We start from the raw sequence: 18,195 nt of genomic DNA, 5'->3' as shown, positions 1-18,195 counted from the left end.
GCCGTTCGTTCTCTCGAAGTAAGTTCTGGTCAGCGTCAGGCGGGCCAGCCTCATCGGAAACCATCTTCACCCACTTGTTCAGGGTGGAAAACCCAGCCCCCAGATCAGACGCAACCTGACGCCGTGTCAGGCCACTGGTTCGCGCGATGCGAACCGCATCCCGCTTGAATTCGTCGCTGTGTATCGCTGCCATATCCGGTCTCCTTGATGGCGAGTATTGCTCTCAAAAAACCGGAACGAAACCGCGACAGGTCCACTCTCAGTTTTTCGTTGGCAGCAGTCTCCGCCAAGTTGGTAATGCGCGCTCGTATCGGCTCGTAATCGACAAGCGACGCGATGTTCCTCCGCGCGAGATTGCCGATCTACTCGGGCAGAAAACCGAAAGCATGGCGCATCATTATTCTAGGAATGCGCGCCTTGCAGATAGCAACCGCAAGACTATTGAAACATTAGAGGTTGAGACTGAACGGTGAACAAAAGTTGTCAAACCTTTTCCCAAAACCGTCAAACCGTAAGAAAGGGTATTCAAAACGCAAGCCGAATTTATTAGCAATAACAATGGGATGAAGTGGTGCCCGGAGACGGAATTGAACCGCCGACACGCGGATTTTCAATCCGCTGCTCTACCAACTGAGCTATCCGGGCACATCTGCAAGGTGTTATCTTGCTTGGTGGCGGGGTGATACGTTACGGGCGCGGGGCTGTCCAGAGGGTTTTGGCAGAAAAATGCAGCCGACGGCAGATCATTGCGGGCGATGTTTCGGGTCGGTTAAATCTTCGGGGTTTTCGTCGTCAATCGCGACCGCTGGGATGGCATAACTGCCCGTAAGCCATTTGCCCAAATCAACATCTGCGCAGCGGCGCGAGCAGAATGGTTTGTATTTCTCGTCCGATTTGCGGGCACAAATCGGGCAGGTCATGCCAATACCTCGGACAAAGGTAAACGGTCGCGTTTGCGGGTGATCTCGTAGAGGCCAAGCGTGGTCCAGCCTGCGAGATTGACCTCGGATTCCGATTTGAACGCGGCGCGGATGACTTGGTCGAGGATGGCGCGGTCTTTTTTCGGCATCGGGGCGAAGTCGATCACAACCTGACCGCCCAAGCCGCGCAGGCGCAGCTGGCGTGGCAGTTCGCGGGCGGCGGCGATATTGGCTTTCAGGGCGGCGGCGGGCGAGGTGTCATTGCCGGTGTTCACATCCACCGCGATCAGCGCCCTTGTCGGCTCGATCATCATGTGCCCCTCCTGCAAGGTTACGCGCGGGGTCAGCAGGGCGTCGATCATCTCCAGCACGTCGTGATCGGCAAAACCGCCCTCGATCACCTCATCGGGTTCAGGATCAGCCCAGTCGCGCCACGCGGTTTCATGCGCGCCGGCACCCTCGACCAGCAGTTCAGCATTGCCGATGGTATCGGCGAGCACCGCCTGTGCAAGTTCCCGCATCGCGGCGATGTCTTCGGTGATTTCATCGTCATTGGCGTGGGTGCAGGCGGAGCGTAGGATCAGGCCAAGCGTCTCATCCGCGCCGTGCATGGCAGCTTTGGCGAGGGACTCCAGATCGTCACGCAGCGCGTCATCCTTGATCCGGCGCGAGATGTTCAGGCCAGGTGCCCCGGGAGTGACGATGGCATAGCGCGATTTGAACAGCAGGCGGGTGGTGACTGGATAGGCTTTGCCTGCCTCTGCTGGTCCGGTGATCTGCACCAGCAGGCGCTGGCCGGGGGCGATGCCTGCGGTTTGGCGCAGAAAGCCGGACCCTTCCGGCAGTTTGACGAACAACCCGCCTTGGCCCTTCATCGGGCGGTCGGCGATGGCGCGGTAGATCGCGCCGGGTAGGGGGGCGTCGGTGATCGGGTCGATGGCCAGATCGTGCAACTGGCCGTCCACGATAAGTGCTGCGGCGGGGCGGTCTGTTAGCGTGTCGAGCAGGACGGTGCGGGTCATTGGCTTTTCCAGACGGGGTAGCCTGCGGCGGCAAGCAGGGCTGCGGTTTCAGCCAAGGGAAGGCCAACGATGCCAGTGAAGCTGCCGGAAATCCAAGGGATGAACGCGCCAGCTGCGCCTTGGATGGCGTAGGCACCAGCTTTGCCCTGCCATTCCATTGAGGCGAGATAGGTGTTCAGCTCCACGTCGGACAGCCGTTTCATCTTCACGGCGGAGACACTTTCGCGGCTCCAGATTTTGTCGCCGCGTTTGACGGCGATGGCGGTGATCACTTGATGCCGCCGCCCGCCAAGATCAGTCAGAAACCGCGCGGCCTCACCGGCATCGGCGGGCTTACCGAGGATACGGCGGCCGAGGGCGACCGTGGTGTCGGCGGTCAGGATGATGTCATCGGGGTCCGCCGGAATCGCTGCGGCCTTCTCGCGGGCGAGGCGGGCGCAGTAGGGGCGGGGGAGTTCGCCCTTCAACGGGTCTTCGTTGATGTCGGGGGGGAGGATGGCGTCGGGGATGATGCCAAGCTGCGCCAGAAGCTCCTTCCGGCGCGGGCTGCCTGATCCGAGGATGAACTTCAATTTACTTGAAGCGGTAGTTGATGCGGCCTTTCGACAGATCATAAGGCGTCATTTCGACCTGCACCTTATCGCCTGCCAGAACCCGGATGCGGTTTTTGCGCATCTTGCCTGCCATCACCGCGATCAATTCATGGCCGTTGTCGAGTTCAACCTTGAATGTCGCGTTGGGCAAGAGTTCCTTCACGACACCGGGGAATTCGAGGATATCTTCCTTGGCCATGGTCTCTCCAATAGGATTTAGCCCGCGGGAACCGCAGGCATCGGCGGGGATATGCGCTTGTTGGGGGGGATTTTCAAGGGGGAAAATCGTGGGGTGGTTTGGTAGAAAAAGAGCCTCCGGCGGGATATTTGGGCGCAGAGGATGGGCTGGTCCCAACTCGGGACCTTTTTTTGTTGTGATATTTCAATAGGGTGGCGTGGCGTCGTTTAGAGATTTTTAACGATTTCGAGGGTTTGCGCGGCGCGGGCGGCTTGTTCGGGCCAGTGTTGGTGGTTGAAAACCGAGCCTGTGGCACGCACGGATTCGATGGCGGAAAGGTCGATTTCGGCGATGGCCCAACCGGGTTCGTTCAGCGCGGTTTGGGCGAGAATCCCGGTCTCGGGGAAGCCTTTGTCAGAGGAGCCGTAGATCGCGGCGGCGCCCACGTTTTCGTCGACAGCGGGGCAGAAATCGCACAGGCCAACGGTGGGGGCGTGGACGACCACACATTGGCCTTCCAACGCGCGGGCCATGCTGCCGACTTTGACGCGGGTGTATCCGGCCAGAGTGTCGGTGCAGGACGGCACGAGCAGGATTTGCGCGCCCGCCTCGATCAGCGCGCGGGCGAGCAGGGGGAATTCGCTGTCATAGCAGATCAGCACGCCGATCTTGCCCAAGGGCGTGTCGAACAGTTGCAAGGGGTTGCCTGCGACCACATTCCAAGTCTCGCGCTCAAACCGGGTCATCATCTGTTTGTCTTGATGGCCGATGATGCCCTTGGGGCCGTAGAGGGTGGCGCGGTTGGTGGGGCGGGTGTTGCCGAAATACGGGGCCGAAGCGCCGAGGATGTAGAGGTTATGCTTGGCTGCGAGTTGACAATGCAGAGCAGCGGCGGCGGAACCATGGCGAGCGACTTCGTGCAGCGCGGCTTCAAGGTCTTCCGAAACTTCGAGGGGGGCGAGCGAGGCCAACTCCATGCTGCCATATTCTGGGAACACCAGCAGGTTCGCGCCCATCGCTACGGCATCTTCAACCCATATGGTGAGTTTGTTGGCATATTCCGCGAAATCGACAAGGTGGGAGAGCGGGTAGGCGGCGGCTGCGAGGATCATTTGGGGCCTTGGGATAAGAGGACTTTGCGCCATTATGGCAAGATGTGCTGCGGTTGAAAGACCGGACCGAACCGCAAACAAACTCTGCGGGGCAGAGTTCGCCGGTTCGTTGCTCAAAAGGCGGGACGCCGTTGAGCAAGGGGAGTTGGGCAGCAAGCTATCCGCAGGGTAATCGGGCCGCGCCTGCCGGGGGCAGGCAGGCGGGGCCCGATTTGTCGCGGGACAAATCGGGCAAGGGGGAGACGTTAGGTTAGAGTTTGCGCATCCAGAATTGCAGCGGCTTCACGGTCTCTTCACTGTCGCCCACATCTTTCCACGCAAATTCGGCCAGCACGCCGGGCAGCGGTTCGTAGCCCCGGCCCCTCCAGAAGGCATCGTTTGAGCGGGCGTTTTCTGGCTTCATCGGATGACGCTCCGGGCGTTTGACCGAGCAGAACGCGACATAGGCGCGGTGCATGGCGCGGGCGTGGTCTTCGCGCAGATCAATGAAGCGGTGGCCCAGACCAATGCCGCGATAGGCGGGCAGCAGCACGGATTCGGCACCGTAAAGGATGTTTTCCAGTGGGATGTTCAGCGCGCGGAACGGCGCGGAAAACGCTTCGGCATGATCTTCCATCAGGGTGGAGGTCGAAGCGCCAATCAAGCGGCCTTGGTGGAAGGCAGCCACCAACAGGGCGCCGGGGTTGTCGCGATAGGTTTTCAGATAGGCGCGTTCGTAGTCGAGGTTTCCGTCGTAAAGGTAAGGCCAGTCACGAAAAATCGCGATGCGCAGCGCGGCGACGCCATCTAGAGCGGCCTCCAGTGCGGGGCCAGTCAGGGCGCGGACTTCGATTTCGGCGGCCAGATCTGCGGTCATGCCGAGACCTGAGCGATCCAGTCGTTGAGATTGTAGAACGTGGTGATGCGGGAGATTTTGCCCTCTGTCAGATCGAAGAACGACCCGGCGGGCAGGATGTAGGTCTGGCCATTCGCTTCTGGCAGACCGGGGTCGGTTTTGAGATATGCGCCGTGGACCACGAATTCGGCGGCGGCGCGGGTGCCTGCCGCGTTGACGAAAATCTCAATGTCTTTCAGTTGCTCGCGGTAGGACACGCCCATATGCGCGCAGAATTCGGCGAACTTTGCGCGTCCAAGCCGGATGCCGCCTTCGTTGACGCGGTGCTCAATGCCGTCGGTGACGCAGGCGAGCATGCCCATGGGATTCTCGGCGTTGAACGCGGCGTAATAGGCGGTGACGGTGTCGCGGGCGGATTGGGTCATGCGGGCCTCATACATAATTTGGCGTATGGTGGCACGCGGAAGCAGCCCGGTCCAGACCGGGATCGGCAGGATGGCGGTGGTTTGCGACAGCGGTTGCCTGCTGTCGCAGTTGGTTCAGAGTGCCGACTGGCGCGCGCTTTACAGCGCCGCCTTGATCGTGGTGGCGATCGGCGTGGTTGGGCGACCTATCAGTTTCGACAGGGTGTGGCTCTCGTCCAGCAGAGACCCGCGTGCTGCGGTGTCATCGCTGTCGGCGAGGATATTGGCGAAACCTTCCGGCAGACCAAAGCTTTGCAGGATGCCCGCATAGGTGTCTTTCGGCAGAGTGTTGAACGGGATGGTTTTGCCGGTCTGTTTCGAGACTTCGGCAGCGAAATCGGCCATGGTGTGGGGCGTATCGCCCGCAAGTTCGTAGGTCTTGCCCGTATGGCTGTCGTCGAGCGCCGTAACCGCAATGGCTTCGGCATAATCGGCGCGGGCGGCGGAGGCGATGCGACCGTCAGCAGAGGATCCGATCAGCGCGCCGTGTTCAACCGAGGCTTTCAGCGATCCGGTGTAGTTCTCGGTGTACCAGCCGTTGCGCAGAATGGTGGCGGGGATGCCAGAGGCTTTCAGCGCGGCTTCAGTCGCGATGTGGTCTTGCGCCAGGATCATCGGCGAGGCGTCACCCTTCAGGATCGAGGTGTAGATGATTCGCTTGACGCCTGCGGTCTTGGCGGCGGTAATCACGGCGCGGTGCTGGCCTGCGCGGTCATTGAAATCGTTCGAGGAAATCAGCACGAGGGTGTCGATGCCTTTGAGGGCGGGGGCAAGGGTTTCAGCTTTGGTGTAATCAAAGGCGCGGGCCGGGGTGCCAGTGATTTTCGCCGGATCGCGGACGAGTGCGACGACATCGGCCTGCGGCGCGCGGGCTTTTAGGGCTGTGAGGGCAAGCTGGCCGAGGGCACCTGTGGCGCCGGTGATTGCGATGGTCATTTTGATCTCCTGTTTGGTCGATGGCGCAGAGATACGCCTTTACTTACGAAAGGGAAGTACATACATTTTTGTTAGTGTAAGGTTTTGCGGCGAAAGGGTGCAGAATGAATGTAGAGGTCGAGTTTCCACCGAATGTGTTGGCGGCAGATTGTCCATCGCGGGCGGTGTTGAAGCATTTGACCAGCCAGTGGGGCGTGCTGGTGATGTTTGCTTTGCAGGATGGCACTTTACGATTCTCGGCCCTGCGGCGCAGGGTGGGTGGCGTGTCGGAACGGATGCTGGCGCAGACTTTGCAGGCGCTGGAGGGCGACGGGCTGGTGCTGCGGGTGGCGCATCCGGTGGTGCCGCCGCATGTGGAATATTCGCTGACTGCCTTGGGGCAAGAGGCGGCAGTGCTGGTGGCGGCGTTGGGTCGTTGGATTGAGGCGAATTTGCCGCAGATACAGGCGGCGCGGGTGGGGGCGTAGAATTGGGGGTTTCACACCCCCAAACCCCCGTGGGATATTTGAGCGCAGAGGATGACAATTTTAGATAAGTTTTAGGGAATTAGAGTTCCGTCGGCGGGCCGAAGCGGTCGAGCATCCGGGTTTTGATCTGGTCGCGGGCTTGGCGGTAGGCGGAGAGTTTGGCGTCGCGGCCCTCGCCCAAGGCGGTGGGGTCGATGATCGGCCAGTATTCAACCTCAAGATGATAGGATTTGGTCAGATCAAGCGCTGCATGCTGGCTGGCGGGGGACAGCGCGATAATCAGGTCGAACTGGCCTAGATCGTCGCCGAGGTTCTGCATTTCCTCGAACGAGCGCGCGCGGTGGCGGGCGAGTTCGATGCCGAGTTCGGCACAGACGGCGATGGAAAAGCCGTCGATCTCCATATCGTTCTTCACCCCCGCCGATTGCACATAGGCGCGTTGGCCGTAGAATTTCTTCATCATCGCCTCGGCCATTGGCGAGCGGACGGCGTTGTGATCACAGCAAAACAGCACAGCTTGCGGAAATGCCATCATCAGCCCCAGTGCAAAACGCAGATCAGGGTGAACAGGCGCCGTGCGGTGTCGATATCGACCTCGGCCTTGCCCTCAAGGCGTTCCTGCAACACCCGCGCGCCTTCGTTGTGGATGCCGCGCCGTGCCATGTCGATGGCTTCGATCTGGCTGGGGGGGAGGCGCTTGACGGCCTCGAAATAGCTTTCGCAGATCTGGAAATAGTCCTTCACCACTTGCCGAAACGGCCCGAGTGACAGATGGAATTCGCCAACTTTTTCCGTGGCTTCCGTGGCGATATCAAACACCAGCCGCCCCTCGCGGATCGCCAGCCCCAAACGGTACGGCCCAGGCAAGGTCGGGCGATCGTCGCGGGTGGGCAGCGCGAAGGAGTTATCCTCCAACAGATCAAAGATCGCCACATTGCGCTCTTGCTCAATCGTGGGGGTGACACGGGCGAGGCCTTTTTCGTCAATATCGATGGCGCAGATCCGGTTGGTCATGCCGTCCCCCCATTCAACCGATCCAACCGCGCGCGCACCGACAGCCCATGCGCTTGCAGGCTTTCCGAGATCGCCAGCCGTTCGGCTGCGGGGCCAATCTGCGCCAGCGCCTCGGGAGTCATTTTGGCCAGGGTCGTGCGTTTGACAAAATCCATCACACTCAATCCAGAAGAAAACCGCGCCGAGCGGGCGGTGGGCAACACATGGTTCGGCCCGCCAACGTAATCGCCGATGGCTTCCGGTGTCCATGCCCCTAAAAAGATCGCGCCAGCATGGGTGATTTCAAGGCTCAACGCCTCGGGATCGGCGGTGCAAAGCTCCAGATGTTCGGGGGCGACGCGGTTCGACAGGGTGGCGGCCTCGTGCAGATCGCGGGTGATGATCACCGCGCCATTGTCGCGCCAAGATGCCCCCGCAATATCGCGACGCTCCAGCGTGACAAGGCGTTTTTCGACGGCCAGTGCCACGGCTTCGCCAAAAGCGGCATCATCGGTGATCAGGATGGATTGCGCAGAGGCGTCATGTTCGGCTTGGCTGAGCAGGTCGAGCGCGATCCAGTCGGGATCATTGTCACGGTCGGCAATCACCAGAATTTCCGAGGGCCCAGCGATCATGTCGATGCCAACGCGGCCAAACACCCGGCGCTTGGCTGCCGCCACATAGGCATTGCCCGGACCGGTGATTTTATCCACCGGGGTAATGGTTTGGGTGCCATAGGCGAGGGCCGCCACCGCCTGCGCGCCGCCGATGCGGTAGATGGTGTCCACGCCTGCGATGCGGGCTGCCAGCAGCACCAGCGGGTTCACAATGCCGCCGGGGGTGGGGCAGGTGATCACCAGCCGTTGCACGCCCGCCACTTTGGCGGGGATGGCGTTCATCAACACTGAGGACGGATAAGACGCGGTGCCGCCGGGGACATAGAGGCCAGCCGCCGAAACGGGGGTCCAACGCCAGCCCAAGCTTGCGCCTGCGCTGTCGGTCCACATCTCATCCTGCGGCAGCTGGCGAGCATGATAGGCGCGGATGCGGTCCGCGGCGAGCGCCAAGGCTGCGCGATCCTCGGGCGAGACTTTCGCACATTCGGCGTCGATTTCTTCCGGGCTGAAGGCAAGGGTTTCCGCTGTCAGCGTCAGGCGGTCGAATTTCGCGGTCAAATCCAGCACAGCCTGATCGCCGCGCGTGCGGACATCGGCAATGATCGCCGCCACGGTGTGATCAACATCCTCGGCCTCTTCGCGCTTCATCCCCAACAGGGCGGCGAAGCGGGCCTCAAAATCGGCATCACGGGTCGAGAGATGGGTGGGCATGGCGGCCTCCGGGAATTGCTGCGCTTGCATAGCGGTTGGGGCAGGGTGCTGCAAGAAAAACGCGGGGCACAGGCGGTGATGCCGCATTCCAACTGCGCGTAAGCGCTCAAGAGGCCTGCGGCGTAAGCCGCGCCATCAGATCACCTTTGCAGCCGTTCTATCCGCCGAAATGCGAGAACCTATAGGGCGAGGTGCCATATTTCTTGCGGAAGGATTTCGAGAAATGCGAGGTCGAGGCATAACCGCAGGCCACCGCCACCTCTGTCACCTTCAGATCGGTTTCGGCCAGCAGCGCCCGCCCGCGCGCCAGCCGCAGATCGTTCATATACCGCACCGGTGTGATGTTCAGGTAGCGGTTGAACAGTCGCTCAATCTGGCGGCGCGACAGCGACAGATGGGCTGCGCAGGCGTCCAAGTCGAAGTCTTCTTCGATATGCGCCTCCAGATAAGCCGCCGCTTGCAGCAGTTTGTCGTGGCGGGTGCCAAGGCGGGCGGCGAGCGAGGTGGTTTGCAGATCCGCTTCCTGCCGGCGCTGCGTCAGCAGGCACATATTCATCACCTCTTGCCCCAAGGCGGGGCCGAAGCGGTCGTTGATCAGCTTCAGCATCAGATCGGCGGCAGCGACGCCACCAGCGCAGGTCATCACCCGGTCATCGATGCAGAACACTTGGCGGGCTGGCAGCATATCAGGATTGTTCTCGGCAAAGGCGTCGATATTGTCCCAATGCATGGTAAAGCGGTGGCCCTTCAGGATGCCCGCCTGCGCCAGAGCATAGGCCCCGGTGCAAAGACCGCCCACCACACGGCCCCGCCGCCACAACGAACGCAGCCAATCCCCCAAGGCCTGGCTGGCTTTGCCTTCGGGCTCTACCCCCGAACAGACCAGCACAATACCCGCCGGGCTGGCTTGGCCCCAAGCGCCATCCACCATGATCGGAACGCCGTTGGAGCAGGCCACCGGCGCGCCATCGTCGGACAAAACCTGCCAGCGAAACAGCACCTGTTGCGTCAGTTGATTGGCCATCCGTAACGGCTCAATCGCCGATGAAAACGCCAGCATGGTGAATTTCGGCAGCAAAACGAAGGCCACGTCCAGCGGCTCTACCTGCGCCGGCAGGGTGACATGCGCCGAGCCTTTGGCGACGAATTTGGCAATGTCGTTCATCGCTTCTCCTTTGCTGCAATCCTAGCAGAGACCCAGAGCAAACGCATTAGCTTCTGGGGGGGGGCGGTAGGGTTACATAATCTCGCTAAAGTCTATAGAGATTAAAAGTTCAGTTGACGGGTTTGATTTTCCTGCCAAACAGGGCGAGCGCAGTAGGGAGATTCTCTGAAATGGCATTTGCGGATATAAATCTTCTCTATTCGCTGTCGGGCTTCTTTGTTGGCATGATCGTGGGCTTTACTGGGGTGGGTGGCGGATCATTGATGACGCCCGTGCTGGTTTTGCTGTTTGGGGTGCATCCGGCGACGGCGGTGGGCACGGATCTGCTCTATGCTGCGGCGACGAAATCGGTCGGGGCTGCGATCCACCACAAGGCCAAATCGGTGGATTGGCGGATTGTGCGCAGGCTGGCGACCGGATCGGTTCCGGCAACATTTGTGACGTTCGCGGTGATGAACTATTATGGTGTGCACACCAGCAAGGGCGGGATTTTGGCGCTGATGCTGGGGATCGTGCTGCTGGCGACCTCGGCCACCCTGCTGTTTCGCAACCAGATTGTCGAGTTTTTCAGCCGCTTTGCCAGCACCAACGAGACGAGGGTGGCCGCCCAAACCATCGTAACCGGGGTGATCCTTGGCGCGCTTGTCACCACAACCTCGGTTGGGGCGGGGGCGATTGGGGTGACGGCGCTGTTGATCATCTATCCTCGCCTGTCGGTGCTGCGGATTGTGGGGTCTGACATCGCCCATGCGGTGCCGCTGACGCTGATCTCAGGCCTCGGGCATTGGTGGTTTGGTGATGTGGATTTCGCGATGCTGATCTCGCTGCTGATCGGGTCCATTCCGGGGATCATCGTCGGCAGCACATTAGCGCCACGCCTGCCGGAAAAAGCGCTGCGGGTGTTTTTGGCGCTTATTCTGGTGCTGGTCAGCCTGAAGCTGATCTTCAGCTAAGCGTTTGGTCTAAATGCAAAAGGCCGCAGGATTGTCCTGCGGCCTTTTGCATTTCATCTGCAGCTATTCAGGTCCGAATGCCCGCGAAGCGTTGTTGCCAATCGGCGCGTTCTTCGTCGGTGATCTTGCGGAACAGGTTTTCCGGCACCGTAAAGGCATGGCCTGCGGGCAGGGCGGCCATTGCTGCGGCCACATCATCGGGCCAAGTCCAATCATCCGAGCCCATTGCGGCCATCATCGTGGCACTCGCATCGGGAATGAACGGTGCTGACAAGATCGCATAGACCCGGATCAGGTTCAGGCTGAGGCGGATCATCGCTTGCGCGCGCTCGGGGTCGGTTTTCACCACCGTCCAGGGTGCGGCGGCTTGCAGGTATTCGTTGCCGATCACCCAAATCGCGCGCAACTCGGCAGAGGCCTTGCGGACCTCCATCGATTCCATACAGGCGGCGTAGTCTTTGATGCGGGTGCCGAGTTCTTCAATCAGGCGCGCTTCTTGCTCGCCAAACTCCCCGGCGCTGGGCACTTCGCTGCCGAATTTCGCGACGCAGAACTTGGTGACGCGGGAGACGAGGTTGCCCAAAACATCGGCGAGGTCTTTGTTCACCGAGACTTGGAAATTCTCCCATGTGAACTCGCTGTCCGCCGATTCCGGGGCGTGGGATAGCAGCCACCAGCGCCAGTAATCCGAGGGCAGGATCGACAATGCCTGATCCATGAACACGCCGCGCCCGCGTGAAGTGCTGAACTGGCCGCCGTCATAATTCAGGTAGTTGAACGATTTCAGGTAATCGACCAACTTCCACGGCTCGCCCGAGCCTAGAATGGTCGCGGGGAAGCTAAGCGTATGGAAAGGCACGTTATCTTTGCCCATGAACTGATAGTAGGTCACGTCCGAGGCACCCATATCGGTGCGCCACCAGCGTTGCCACGCGGCATCTGGCAAGCCCTGCGCATCGGCCCATTCCGCAGTGCAGGCGATATATTCGATTGGAGCGTCGAACCAGACGTAGAAAACTTTGCCCTCCATCCCCGGCCAGATCTGATCGCCTTTTTTGACCGGGATGCCCCAGTGCAAATCGCGGGTGATGCCGCGATCTTGCAAGCCATCGCCGTCGTTCAGCCATTTCTTGGCAATCGAGGTGGTCAGGATCGGCCAGTCTTTTTTGCTGTCAATCCAAGCCTCTAGCTTGTCCCGCAAGGACCGCTGGCGCAGATAAAGGTGCTTGGTTTTGCGCACCTCAAGATTGGTCGAGCCGGAAATCGTCGAATGTGGGTTGATCAGATCGGTGGGATCAAGCTGCTTGGTGCAGTTGTCGCATTGATCGCCACGCGCAGACTCATACCCGCAGTTCGGGCATGTGCCCTCGATATAGCGGTCGGGCAGAAAGCGGTGATCGTCGATGGAATAGATCTGGCTTTCCTCGACCTCGCGGATCAGCCCAGCCTCGGCCAGTTTGCCGGCGAAATGCTGGGTCAGCAGATGGTTACGCTCGCTGGACGACCGCCCGAAGTGGTCAAACGACAACCGAAAGCCGCGCGCAATCTCGGCCTGCACCTTGTGCATCTCGGCACAATATTCGGCGACAGGTTTGCCCGCTTTGGCCGCCGCCAACTCGGCCGGGGTGCCGTGTTCATCCGTGGCGCAGATGAACATCACCTCATGGCCGCGCGCGCGGTTGTAGCGCGCAAACAGATCGGCGGGCAGTTGGCTGCCCACAAGATTGCCCAAGTGCTTGATGCCATTGATATAAGGAATGGCGGAGGTGATCAGAATCCGTGCCATGCGATGCCCTTTCCCGTCAGTTGCGCCTCGTTTACCCGATGCGAGGGCCAAGGGCTAGACGAGGTTAGGGCATAGACCGGGATTATAAGCCTTTTGTGATGCGCCGCAGCGTACCGTCACCCTTTAGCCCACGCAGAACCGCACCCGCGATATGGGCCAGCAGCAGCGCCAGCAGCAGCTTAGTCAGGATGCCATGCATGGCAAAGCCAGCGTTTTCAAGCGCTTCCGAAGTGGGAGTGATGGCGGGCAGGGTGATCTGGCCAAAGATCACCACATCCAGACCCGTGGCGGAACTGGCGATCCAGCCGGACAGCGGGATCGCCAGCATCAGCAGATAAAGTGCGAGATGCGTGGCGCGGGCGGCGCGGTTTTGCCAGTGCGCAGTGGGGCCAAGCGGCGGTGGCGGCGGGCTGATGCGGTGCCAAATCAACCGGATCACGGCGAGGCTGAGCGCTGTCAGCCCCATGGTCTTGTGCAGGCCATAGAGCCAAAGCGTCGAAAGATTGGGCTTAATCCAGCCAAGTGCCGTGCCAAGCACCAGTAAAGCCAAGATCAGCGCCGCCATGGTCCAATGCAGCAGGCGCGAGGCCAAGCCAAACTGGGTGGGAGAGTTCCGCCACATCTAGTCACTGCGTGCAATGCGGGCGAGAATATCTAGGCGCACCTGATCACCGACCATGTCCGACCAGCCCACCGCGCCAAAATCCGAGCGGTTGACCGCCCCCGTCAGCCGGATGGTCAGATGGCTGAGATCGCCCGCCTGATGCCCCTTCTGCCGCCAGATCATCGCCAGCATCACCATCGGCTTGGTGACGCCACGAATGGTCACACGACCCTTGACCTCGGCGCCTTCGCCCTTGGCGGTCACCGAGGTACTTTCAAAACTGATCTGCGGAAAGTCCACCGAATCCAGCACCTTGGGACCTTTCATCGCCTGAGCCGCAAAGGGAAACGAGGCCTCGGCATGGGCGGAATCCAGCGTCACGGCAACATGGCTGGCGCTGACATTCTTAAAATCGAGCGTGAGATCGGCGCGGGTGATCGGCATTTGCCCGGTGATTTTATCGGTGCCAAAATCAGTTTCAAACTCGATAAGCGATGCATCGGGTTGCAGGGTATATTTGGCAGGGGCAGCGAAGGCGGGGCTGGCTCCGAGCGCCAAAAGCAACAGCAGCATGCGCATGTAAGCCTCCTTATCCTAAGGTAATGTAACATTAAAATGGTCAAGGCTGCGCAAATTCGCGTGAGGTCAGACTTCAGTCTGATCGGGTCCTGCACGGGGGCTTTCCTTGTCGGGGCGCGCCGCCTAGTCTGCGCTGAAACAGGAGGGCGCGATGCGGCAAGTGCGATTGGGGCAGACGGGGCTTTCGGTATCGGCGATTTCACTGGGCACGATGACTTGGGGCAGCCAGAACTCCGAGGCTGACGGCCACGCCCAGATGGATATGGCGCTGGGGCACGGCGTGAATTTCTGGGACACCGCCGAGATGTATCCGGTCAATCCGGTACGGGCTGAAACCGTGGGGCGCACCGAGGAGATCATTGGCAGCTGGCTTGCGGCGCGGGGTGGGCGTGATCGGCTGGTGTTGGCGACCAAGGTAACGGGAGAGGGGCAGGACGCGGTACGCGGTGGCGCGCCCTTGACCGGAGCGGTGATGCGGGCGGCGGCGGAGGATTCACTGCGGCGGTTGAATACCGACTACATTGATGTGTATCAACTGCACTGGCCCAACCGCGCCGCCTATCACTTTCGCGACATTTGGCACTTTGACCCGAGGGGCGGGAATAAGGCGAGCATTGAAGCGCATATGCTTGAAATGCTTGAGGTATCGGCCGATCTGATCGCTGAAGGGAAAATCCGCCATATTGCACTTTCCAATGAATCGGTCTGGGGAGCAGGACGCTGGCTGGCGCTGGCGGACAAGCATGGTTTGCCACGAATGGCGACGGTGCAGAATGAGTATTCGCTGCTGTGTCGTCAGTTTGACAGCGATTGGGCCGAACTTTCGGCGCTGGAAGACATGCCGCTATTGGCGTTCTCGCCTTTGGCCACCGGGCTGCTGACGGGCAAATATGCCGGCGATGTGATCCCGGAAGGTACGCGGCGGGCGCTTAATCCGACGCTGTCGGGGCGCATCACGCCACAGGTGTTTCCGGCGGTGGCGGCCTATTTGGGCATTGCGGCGCGGCACGGGCTGAATCCGGCGCAGATGGCGATTGCGTTTTGCCTGACGCGACCGTTCCCCTGTATTCCGATCATTGGCGCCACCAATCTGGCACAGCTTGAAGTGGCTTTGGGGGCTGCAGATGTCGAGTTGGATGCTGAGGTTTTGGCCGAAATTGATGCCGCGCATCGCGCGCATCCGATGCCATACTAGGTGCGCGCGATGCGGTTTTGCATGATTTTGGCGGTTGTGTTGGCGGGCTGCACCTTGGGCGGCGGCAAACTGGCGAAGCCCAGTGATACCGCCAATCCGATCACCGGCGATGCGATTGCGGTGATCTCTTTGGATGCGCCAGCTGTGGCGGTTGCGGCTGATCCGGCCAAGCCAGCGGCGGATGTCGTGAAACCTGCAAAGCCGGACGCAGTACAACCTACATCCGCGCAAGTTACACCAGCGCAGCCCGATCCCGCAGCTGTCGATCCCGCCAAAGCCGCGATGCGGCCGGTGGCAGAAGAACCAGCGCGGGTGCTTGGGCCGGAAGAACTGGCCTGTGTCAAAAAGGGCGGGCAATGGGCCGTCGCAGGCAAAGCGGGCGGGATGAGTTGCGTGCGTAGGATGCGCGATGCGGGCAAATCTTGCCGTAAGAAAAGCGATTGCGAGGGTGATTGCCTTGCTAGATCAAACACTTGCGCGCCAATCGCGCCTTTGTTTGGCTGTAATGAAATTTTGCAGGATAATGGCGCAATGGTGACCCTTTGTATCGATTGATCGCGCTTTTGCTGCTGAGCGCCTGTGTGGCTGCCCCGAAAACCGTGGCGGTGGGGCGCTACCGCGCGCCGGATGCGCCGATGTATTCCAATGCGGTGATGGATCAAAACCGTCTGGTCGGCAGTTGGAGCCAAGTGGCGGCTTTCGACGGCGAGGGGTGCAAGCCGGGCGGCGCCGAGATTTCTCAAGGCGCAGGCGGGCTGCAAATCCGCTACCGTTTGTGCGAATCTGGCGTGCAGATGGCGGGGACGGGGCCGATGCAATCCGATACCGTCGGGCGGTTTGCGGTGCCGGGGCAGCCGGGGCCGTGGTGGATTTTGTGGGCCGATGGCGATTATCGCACGTTGGTGGTCGGCAGCCCGAATGGGCGGCTGGGCTTTATCTTGAACCGCGGGACTTTCCCGCCGGATCGGCTGAAAGCGGCGCGGGATATATTGGAATGGAACGGCTATGATCTGCGGCGGCTGGTGGTTTACTGATCCATAACCCTCTGCAATCGCGCCAGATGATCGCGCACGCCACGCGCGCCGAACGGGGCGGCGCGCACCAGTCCGTCAAAATGTTGCAGGATGGATTGCACCCGGTCAGGGTCGCGAAACACGATGTACTGGCGGCCGAGATAGACAGCGGCAAGGTGCGGGCCGAACACCGTAACCGGGCTGGAATAGACCCGGTGCGCGTCGAACAGATACAGCCGCAGCGACGGATAGAGCGTGTCGCAAAGCGCAATCAGATGATCCATCTGCGCTTGGCGGGCGGCAAGCGGCAGGCCAGACCAATAGCCTAAGCCTCTGGCAAAGTTTGATATTTCATGCAGTGGCATGGCGATTTCATAATCGGATTGCGCGGATTTCATCCAATCCAGCTGATCTTGAAACGCCGCAATCGCCTGATCGGCCGAGCGGCCAAGGTAGTCGGCATATTCCCACGCCACCACCTCGGGCGTCTTCAGCATATCGGGCAGGCTGGCGGGGACATGGCGGATTTTGTAGCCAGCCGCCGCACGGTGCCAGCCGATGAGCTCTTGGTCAAACAAAGCACGCGGTGCTTCGGAAAGGGTGACGGAACTGGCAAGCAGCGCATCCACCGGCTCGGGCCGATCGGTCATGCCGAGAAGCCAGTCGCAAGACACCCCCAAAGCGGTGGCGCAATCGGCGGTCAGTTGCGCATTGGGCAGCCGGATGCCGGGGGCGAGCAGGGCCGAAACCGTCGAGCGATCCGCCCCGGTGGCGCGGGCCAGGGCAGCTTGGCTGGTGCCCTGCTGCGCCATCGCCTCGGCCAGACGGATGCGAAACAGCGGGGCGCGGTCGCGTTTGTCGATAAAATCCGGCATCTGTTTGTTTTTATCCGCAATGGTGATGAGATGTTGCATATCCTCTGAGTTCCGCCACGGTTTGGCAAGTGTTAGCATACGCCCATAACCCCTTGATGAGGAAAGATATGCCGCAAAGTCGCGTTATCGAGTGGCCAACTGTGGCGGTGTTGCTGGGAACTTATACCCTCTTTGCAGTGGGCGGCTGGGTTTGGCCCGGCACGGGCGCGGTGTCGATCCTTCTCACCGGGATCGCCTTGGCGCAGTTTTCGTCCTTGCAGCATGAGGTGCTGCATCGCCATCCGTTCCGTGCGCAGTGGGTGAACGAGGCGCTGGTGTTTCCGGCACTGATGCCCTTCGTGCCCTATCTGCGCTTCAAGGACATGCATTTGCAGCACCATTTCGACCCGGCGCTGACAGACCCCTATGATGACCCAGAGTCGAACTATATGGAGCCTGCCGTCTGGGCCAAAACTGCGCCGCTGCTGCAGGTTTTGCTGCGCTGGAACAATACCTTGGCCGGGCGGGTGCTGCTTGGCCCCGCTTTGGGCAGCTATATCTTTCTGCGCGATGAACTGGCCTTGCTGCGCGCGGGCGATGGCCGGGTTTTGCTAGCGTGGGGGCTGCATCTTATCGGGTTGGTGCCCTTGGTGCTGTGGCTGCAATGGGTGGGGATGCCGATCTGGGCCTATCTGCTGGCAGTTTACCTCGGCACGGCATTGCTGAAAATCCGCACCTATCTGGAGCACCGCGCGCATGAGGCGTTTCGCGCCCGCACCGTGGTGATCGAGGATCGCGGCCCGCTCAGCTATTTGTTTTTGAACAACAATTTCCACGTTGTGCATCACATGCATCCGGCTGTGCCGTGGTATGAGTTGCCAGCGCTGTATGCCAGTCGGCGCGAGCATTACCTGCGCCGCAATGAGGCCTACGTCTATCGCAGCTATGGCCAGATCATCCGGCAGTATTTTTGGCACGCAAAAGACCCGGTGCCGCATCCGATCTGGCCGGTTCGGCACGATGCTGCCGTGCAGGATCAGCTGTAGCGGCGGCGCACGGCTTTTGCGGCGGAGAATCGCCACAGAAGTGATTCGTGACCCCTTGTTTCTGCTGGCCTTTGTGATTCGTTTTGGCTAGTCTTGGCCTTAGACCGGGACAACCCGGCAGTATCGGGGAAACCCGGTATCGGCAGAGCAGA

23 protein-coding genes and 1 tRNA gene are annotated in these 18,195 nt (G+C 60.6%); 6 read left to right on the top strand and 18 right to left on the bottom strand.

The features are described from left to right. The 10 genes from AKV04_RS25325 to AKV04_RS03600 all read right to left on the bottom strand — a co-directional run. The coding region (locus AKV04_RS25325) for a transposase (RefSeq protein WP_156317339.1) at positions 1 to 193 on the bottom strand (193 nt) is incomplete at its 3' end. 376 nt (positions 194 to 569) lie between these two features. Continuing rightward, positions 570 to 645: transfer RNA gene (locus tag AKV04_RS03640), tRNA-Phe, on the bottom strand. Positions 646 to 743: 98 nt separating this feature from the next. Beyond that, positions 744 to 920: a DNA gyrase inhibitor YacG gene (locus AKV04_RS03635; protein WP_054005115.1), complete on the bottom strand. Its 177-nt coding sequence runs from the start codon at positions 918 to 920 to the stop codon at positions 744 to 746. Then, positions 917 to 1,942, bottom strand: a complete 1,026-nt coding sequence (locus tag AKV04_RS03630; RefSeq protein WP_054005114.1) for a ribonuclease E/G — start codon at positions 1,940 to 1,942, stop codon at positions 917 to 919. Before AKV04_RS03630 ends, AKV04_RS03635 begins: the two co-directional genes overlap by 4 nt. Continuing rightward, positions 1,939 to 2,514, bottom strand: coding sequence for a Maf family protein (locus tag AKV04_RS03625; protein WP_156317338.1), 576 nt, complete (start codon positions 2,512 to 2,514; stop codon positions 1,939 to 1,941). Before AKV04_RS03625 ends, AKV04_RS03630 begins: the two co-directional genes overlap by 4 nt. A 1-nt stretch (position 2,515) precedes the next feature. Next, positions 2,516 to 2,734 carry a translation initiation factor IF-1 gene (gene infA / locus AKV04_RS03620; protein WP_054005112.1) on the bottom strand — a complete coding sequence of 73 codons (219 nt, stop codon included), beginning with the start codon at positions 2,732 to 2,734 and terminating at the stop codon, positions 2,516 to 2,518. A gap of 206 nt (positions 2,735 to 2,940) precedes the next feature. Further along, complete coding sequence (locus tag AKV04_RS03615; RefSeq protein WP_054005111.1) at positions 2,941 to 3,825, bottom strand: carbon-nitrogen hydrolase family protein; 885 nt, start codon at positions 3,823 to 3,825, stop codon at positions 2,941 to 2,943. A gap of 250 nt (positions 3,826 to 4,075) precedes the next feature. Next, positions 4,076 to 4,681 (bottom strand): GNAT family N-acetyltransferase, encoded by a 606-nt coding sequence (locus tag AKV04_RS03610; protein WP_054005110.1) that lies wholly within the window; start codon positions 4,679 to 4,681, stop codon positions 4,076 to 4,078. Beyond that, positions 4,678 to 5,085 carry a nuclear transport factor 2 family protein gene (locus AKV04_RS03605; protein ID WP_054005124.1) on the bottom strand — a complete coding sequence of 136 codons (408 nt, stop codon included), beginning with the start codon at positions 5,083 to 5,085 and terminating at the stop codon, positions 4,678 to 4,680. The genes AKV04_RS03610 and AKV04_RS03605 overlap by 4 nt, the downstream gene beginning before the upstream one ends. Before the next feature lie 138 nt (positions 5,086 to 5,223). Next, a complete protein-coding gene (locus AKV04_RS03600; protein ID WP_054005109.1) occupies positions 5,224 to 6,060 on the bottom strand; it encodes an SDR family oxidoreductase in 837 nt (278 codons plus the stop codon). 104 nt (positions 6,061 to 6,164) lie between these two features. Here AKV04_RS03600 and AKV04_RS03595 point away from each other — a divergent pair, with 104 nt between their 5' ends. Continuing rightward, the gene (locus AKV04_RS03595; protein WP_054005108.1) at positions 6,165 to 6,527 is read left to right on the top strand and encodes a winged helix-turn-helix transcriptional regulator; all 363 of its coding nucleotides are present in this window, start codon (positions 6,165 to 6,167) and stop codon (positions 6,525 to 6,527) included. 79 nt (positions 6,528 to 6,606) lie between these two features. Here the strand turns inward: AKV04_RS03595 and AKV04_RS03590 are convergent, their stop codons facing one another. From AKV04_RS03590 to AKV04_RS03575, 4 genes are all read right to left on the bottom strand, one after another. Further along, on the bottom strand, positions 6,607 to 7,059 hold the full coding sequence (locus AKV04_RS03590) for an arsenate-mycothiol transferase ArsC (RefSeq protein WP_082351502.1): 453 nt from the start codon (positions 7,057 to 7,059) through the stop codon (positions 6,607 to 6,609). 2 nt (positions 7,060 to 7,061) lie between these two features. After that, entirely contained in the window at positions 7,062 to 7,541 is a 480-nt protein-coding gene (locus AKV04_RS03585; RefSeq protein ID WP_054005106.1) for a UPF0262 family protein, read from the bottom strand. Then, positions 7,538 to 8,848 carry a histidinol dehydrogenase gene (gene hisD, locus AKV04_RS03580; protein ID WP_054005123.1) on the bottom strand — a complete coding sequence of 437 codons (1,311 nt, stop codon included), beginning with the start codon at positions 8,846 to 8,848 and terminating at the stop codon, positions 7,538 to 7,540. The genes AKV04_RS03585 and hisD overlap by 4 nt, the downstream gene beginning before the upstream one ends. 157 nt (positions 8,849 to 9,005) lie before the next feature. Then, positions 9,006 to 10,013, bottom strand: coding sequence for a GlxA family transcriptional regulator (locus AKV04_RS03575; RefSeq protein ID WP_054005105.1), 1,008 nt, complete (start codon positions 10,011 to 10,013; stop codon positions 9,006 to 9,008). Positions 10,014 to 10,183: 170 nt separating this feature from the next. Between AKV04_RS03575 and AKV04_RS03570 the strand changes: the two genes are divergently transcribed. Beyond that, entirely contained in the window at positions 10,184 to 10,966 is a 783-nt protein-coding gene (locus AKV04_RS03570; protein ID WP_054005104.1) for a sulfite exporter TauE/SafE family protein, read from the top strand. Positions 10,967 to 11,033: 67 nt separating this feature from the next. Here AKV04_RS03570 and metG read toward each other — a convergent pair whose 3' ends face one another. The 3 genes from metG to AKV04_RS03555 form a co-directional block, all read right to left on the bottom strand. Further along, a complete protein-coding gene (gene metG / locus AKV04_RS03565) occupies positions 11,034 to 12,752 on the bottom strand; it encodes a methionine--tRNA ligase (RefSeq protein WP_054005103.1) in 1,719 nt (572 codons plus the stop codon). An 82-nt stretch (positions 12,753 to 12,834) separates the two neighbouring features. After that, positions 12,835 to 13,374: a cytochrome b gene (locus AKV04_RS03560; RefSeq protein ID WP_054005102.1), complete on the bottom strand. Its 540-nt coding sequence runs from the start codon at positions 13,372 to 13,374 to the stop codon at positions 12,835 to 12,837. Further along, a complete protein-coding gene (locus tag AKV04_RS03555) occupies positions 13,375 to 13,935 on the bottom strand; it encodes a YceI family protein (protein WP_054005101.1) in 561 nt (186 codons plus the stop codon). A gap of 151 nt (positions 13,936 to 14,086) precedes the next feature. Between AKV04_RS03555 and AKV04_RS03550 the strand changes: the two genes are divergently transcribed. Genes AKV04_RS03550 through AKV04_RS03540 form a run of 3 tightly spaced genes read left to right on the top strand, consistent with a single transcriptional unit; the run spans position 14,087 to position 16,164 of the window. Beyond that, positions 14,087 to 15,130, top strand: a complete 1,044-nt coding sequence (locus AKV04_RS03550) for an aldo/keto reductase (protein ID WP_054005100.1) — start codon at positions 14,087 to 14,089, stop codon at positions 15,128 to 15,130. Positions 15,131 to 15,139: 9 nt separating this feature from the next. Next, positions 15,140 to 15,685 carry a hypothetical protein gene (locus tag AKV04_RS03545; RefSeq protein WP_162232824.1) on the top strand — a complete coding sequence of 182 codons (546 nt, stop codon included), beginning with the start codon at positions 15,140 to 15,142 and terminating at the stop codon, positions 15,683 to 15,685. Beyond that, complete coding sequence (locus AKV04_RS03540; RefSeq protein ID WP_054005098.1) at positions 15,673 to 16,164, top strand: lipocalin family protein; 492 nt, start codon at positions 15,673 to 15,675, stop codon at positions 16,162 to 16,164. Before AKV04_RS03545 ends, AKV04_RS03540 begins: the two co-directional genes overlap by 13 nt. On the opposite strand, the gene AKV04_RS03535 is transcribed toward AKV04_RS03540, so the two are convergent. Next, positions 16,158 to 17,057 (bottom strand): helix-turn-helix domain-containing protein, encoded by a 900-nt coding sequence (locus AKV04_RS03535; RefSeq protein WP_328287138.1) that lies wholly within the window; start codon positions 17,055 to 17,057, stop codon positions 16,158 to 16,160. The genes AKV04_RS03540 and AKV04_RS03535 overlap by 7 nt on opposite strands. 68 nt (positions 17,058 to 17,125) lie before the next feature. On the opposite strand from AKV04_RS03535, the gene AKV04_RS03530 reads away from it, so the two are divergent. Then, the gene (locus AKV04_RS03530) at positions 17,126 to 18,043 is read left to right on the top strand and encodes a fatty acid desaturase (protein WP_156317336.1); all 918 of its coding nucleotides are present in this window, start codon (positions 17,126 to 17,128) and stop codon (positions 18,041 to 18,043) included. The last annotated feature ends 152 nt before the right edge of the window (positions 18,044 to 18,195 follow it).

This window comes from Cypionkella psychrotolerans (assembly GCF_001294535.1).
In the GTDB taxonomy this organism is placed as follows: Bacteria; Pseudomonadota; Alphaproteobacteria; order Rhodobacterales; family Rhodobacteraceae; genus Cypionkella; species Cypionkella psychrotolerans.
The sequence above is the reverse complement of the archived record's forward strand: the minus strand, read 5'-3'. Positions and strand labels throughout refer to the sequence as shown.

Coding starts and splice junctions, on each gene's coding strand:
- infA (WP_054005112.1), bottom strand. CDS start 2,734: ATGGCCAAGGAAGATATCCTCGAATTCCCCGGTGTCGTGAAGGAACTC.
- AKV04_RS03600 (WP_054005109.1), bottom strand. CDS start 6,060: ATGACCATCGCAATCACCGGCGCCACAGGTGCCCTCGGCCAGCTTGCC.
- AKV04_RS03585 (WP_054005106.1), bottom strand. CDS start 7,541: ATGACCAACCGGATCTGCGCCATCGATATTGACGAAAAAGGCCTCGCC.
- AKV04_RS03595 (WP_054005108.1), top strand. CDS start 6,165: ATGAATGTAGAGGTCGAGTTTCCACCGAATGTGTTGGCGGCAGATTGT.
- AKV04_RS03605 (WP_054005124.1), bottom strand. CDS start 5,085: ATGACCCAATCCGCCCGCGACACCGTCACCGCCTATTACGCCGCGTTC.
- AKV04_RS03535 (WP_328287138.1), bottom strand. CDS start 17,057: ATGCAACATCTCATCACCATTGCGGATAAAAACAAACAGATGCCGGAT.
- metG (WP_054005103.1), bottom strand. CDS start 12,752: ATGGCACGGATTCTGATCACCTCCGCCATTCCTTATATCAATGGCATC.
- AKV04_RS03610 (WP_054005110.1), bottom strand. CDS start 4,681: ATGACCGCAGATCTGGCCGCCGAAATCGAAGTCCGCGCCCTGACTGGC.
- AKV04_RS03530 (WP_156317336.1), top strand. CDS start 17,126: ATGCCGCAAAGTCGCGTTATCGAGTGGCCAACTGTGGCGGTGTTGCTG.
- hisD (WP_054005123.1), bottom strand. CDS start 8,848: ATGCCCACCCATCTCTCGACCCGTGATGCCGATTTTGAGGCCCGCTTC.
- AKV04_RS03575 (WP_054005105.1), bottom strand. CDS start 10,013: ATGAACGACATTGCCAAATTCGTCGCCAAAGGCTCGGCGCATGTCACC.
- AKV04_RS03550 (WP_054005100.1), top strand. CDS start 14,087: ATGCGGCAAGTGCGATTGGGGCAGACGGGGCTTTCGGTATCGGCGATT.
- AKV04_RS03635 (WP_054005115.1), bottom strand. CDS start 920: ATGACCTGCCCGATTTGTGCCCGCAAATCGGACGAGAAATACAAACCA.
- AKV04_RS03570 (WP_054005104.1), top strand. CDS start 10,184: ATGGCATTTGCGGATATAAATCTTCTCTATTCGCTGTCGGGCTTCTTT.
- AKV04_RS03545 (WP_162232824.1), top strand. CDS start 15,140: ATGCGGTTTTGCATGATTTTGGCGGTTGTGTTGGCGGGCTGCACCTTG.
- AKV04_RS03555 (WP_054005101.1), bottom strand. CDS start 13,935: ATGCGCATGCTGCTGTTGCTTTTGGCGCTCGGAGCCAGCCCCGCCTTC.
- AKV04_RS03630 (WP_054005114.1), bottom strand. CDS start 1,942: ATGACCCGCACCGTCCTGCTCGACACGCTAACAGACCGCCCCGCCGCA.
- AKV04_RS03615 (WP_054005111.1), bottom strand. CDS start 3,825: ATGATCCTCGCAGCCGCCGCCTACCCGCTCTCCCACCTTGTCGATTTC.
- AKV04_RS03560 (WP_054005102.1), bottom strand. CDS start 13,374: ATGTGGCGGAACTCTCCCACCCAGTTTGGCTTGGCCTCGCGCCTGCTG.
- AKV04_RS03590 (WP_082351502.1), bottom strand. CDS start 7,059: ATGGCATTTCCGCAAGCTGTGCTGTTTTGCTGTGATCACAACGCCGTC.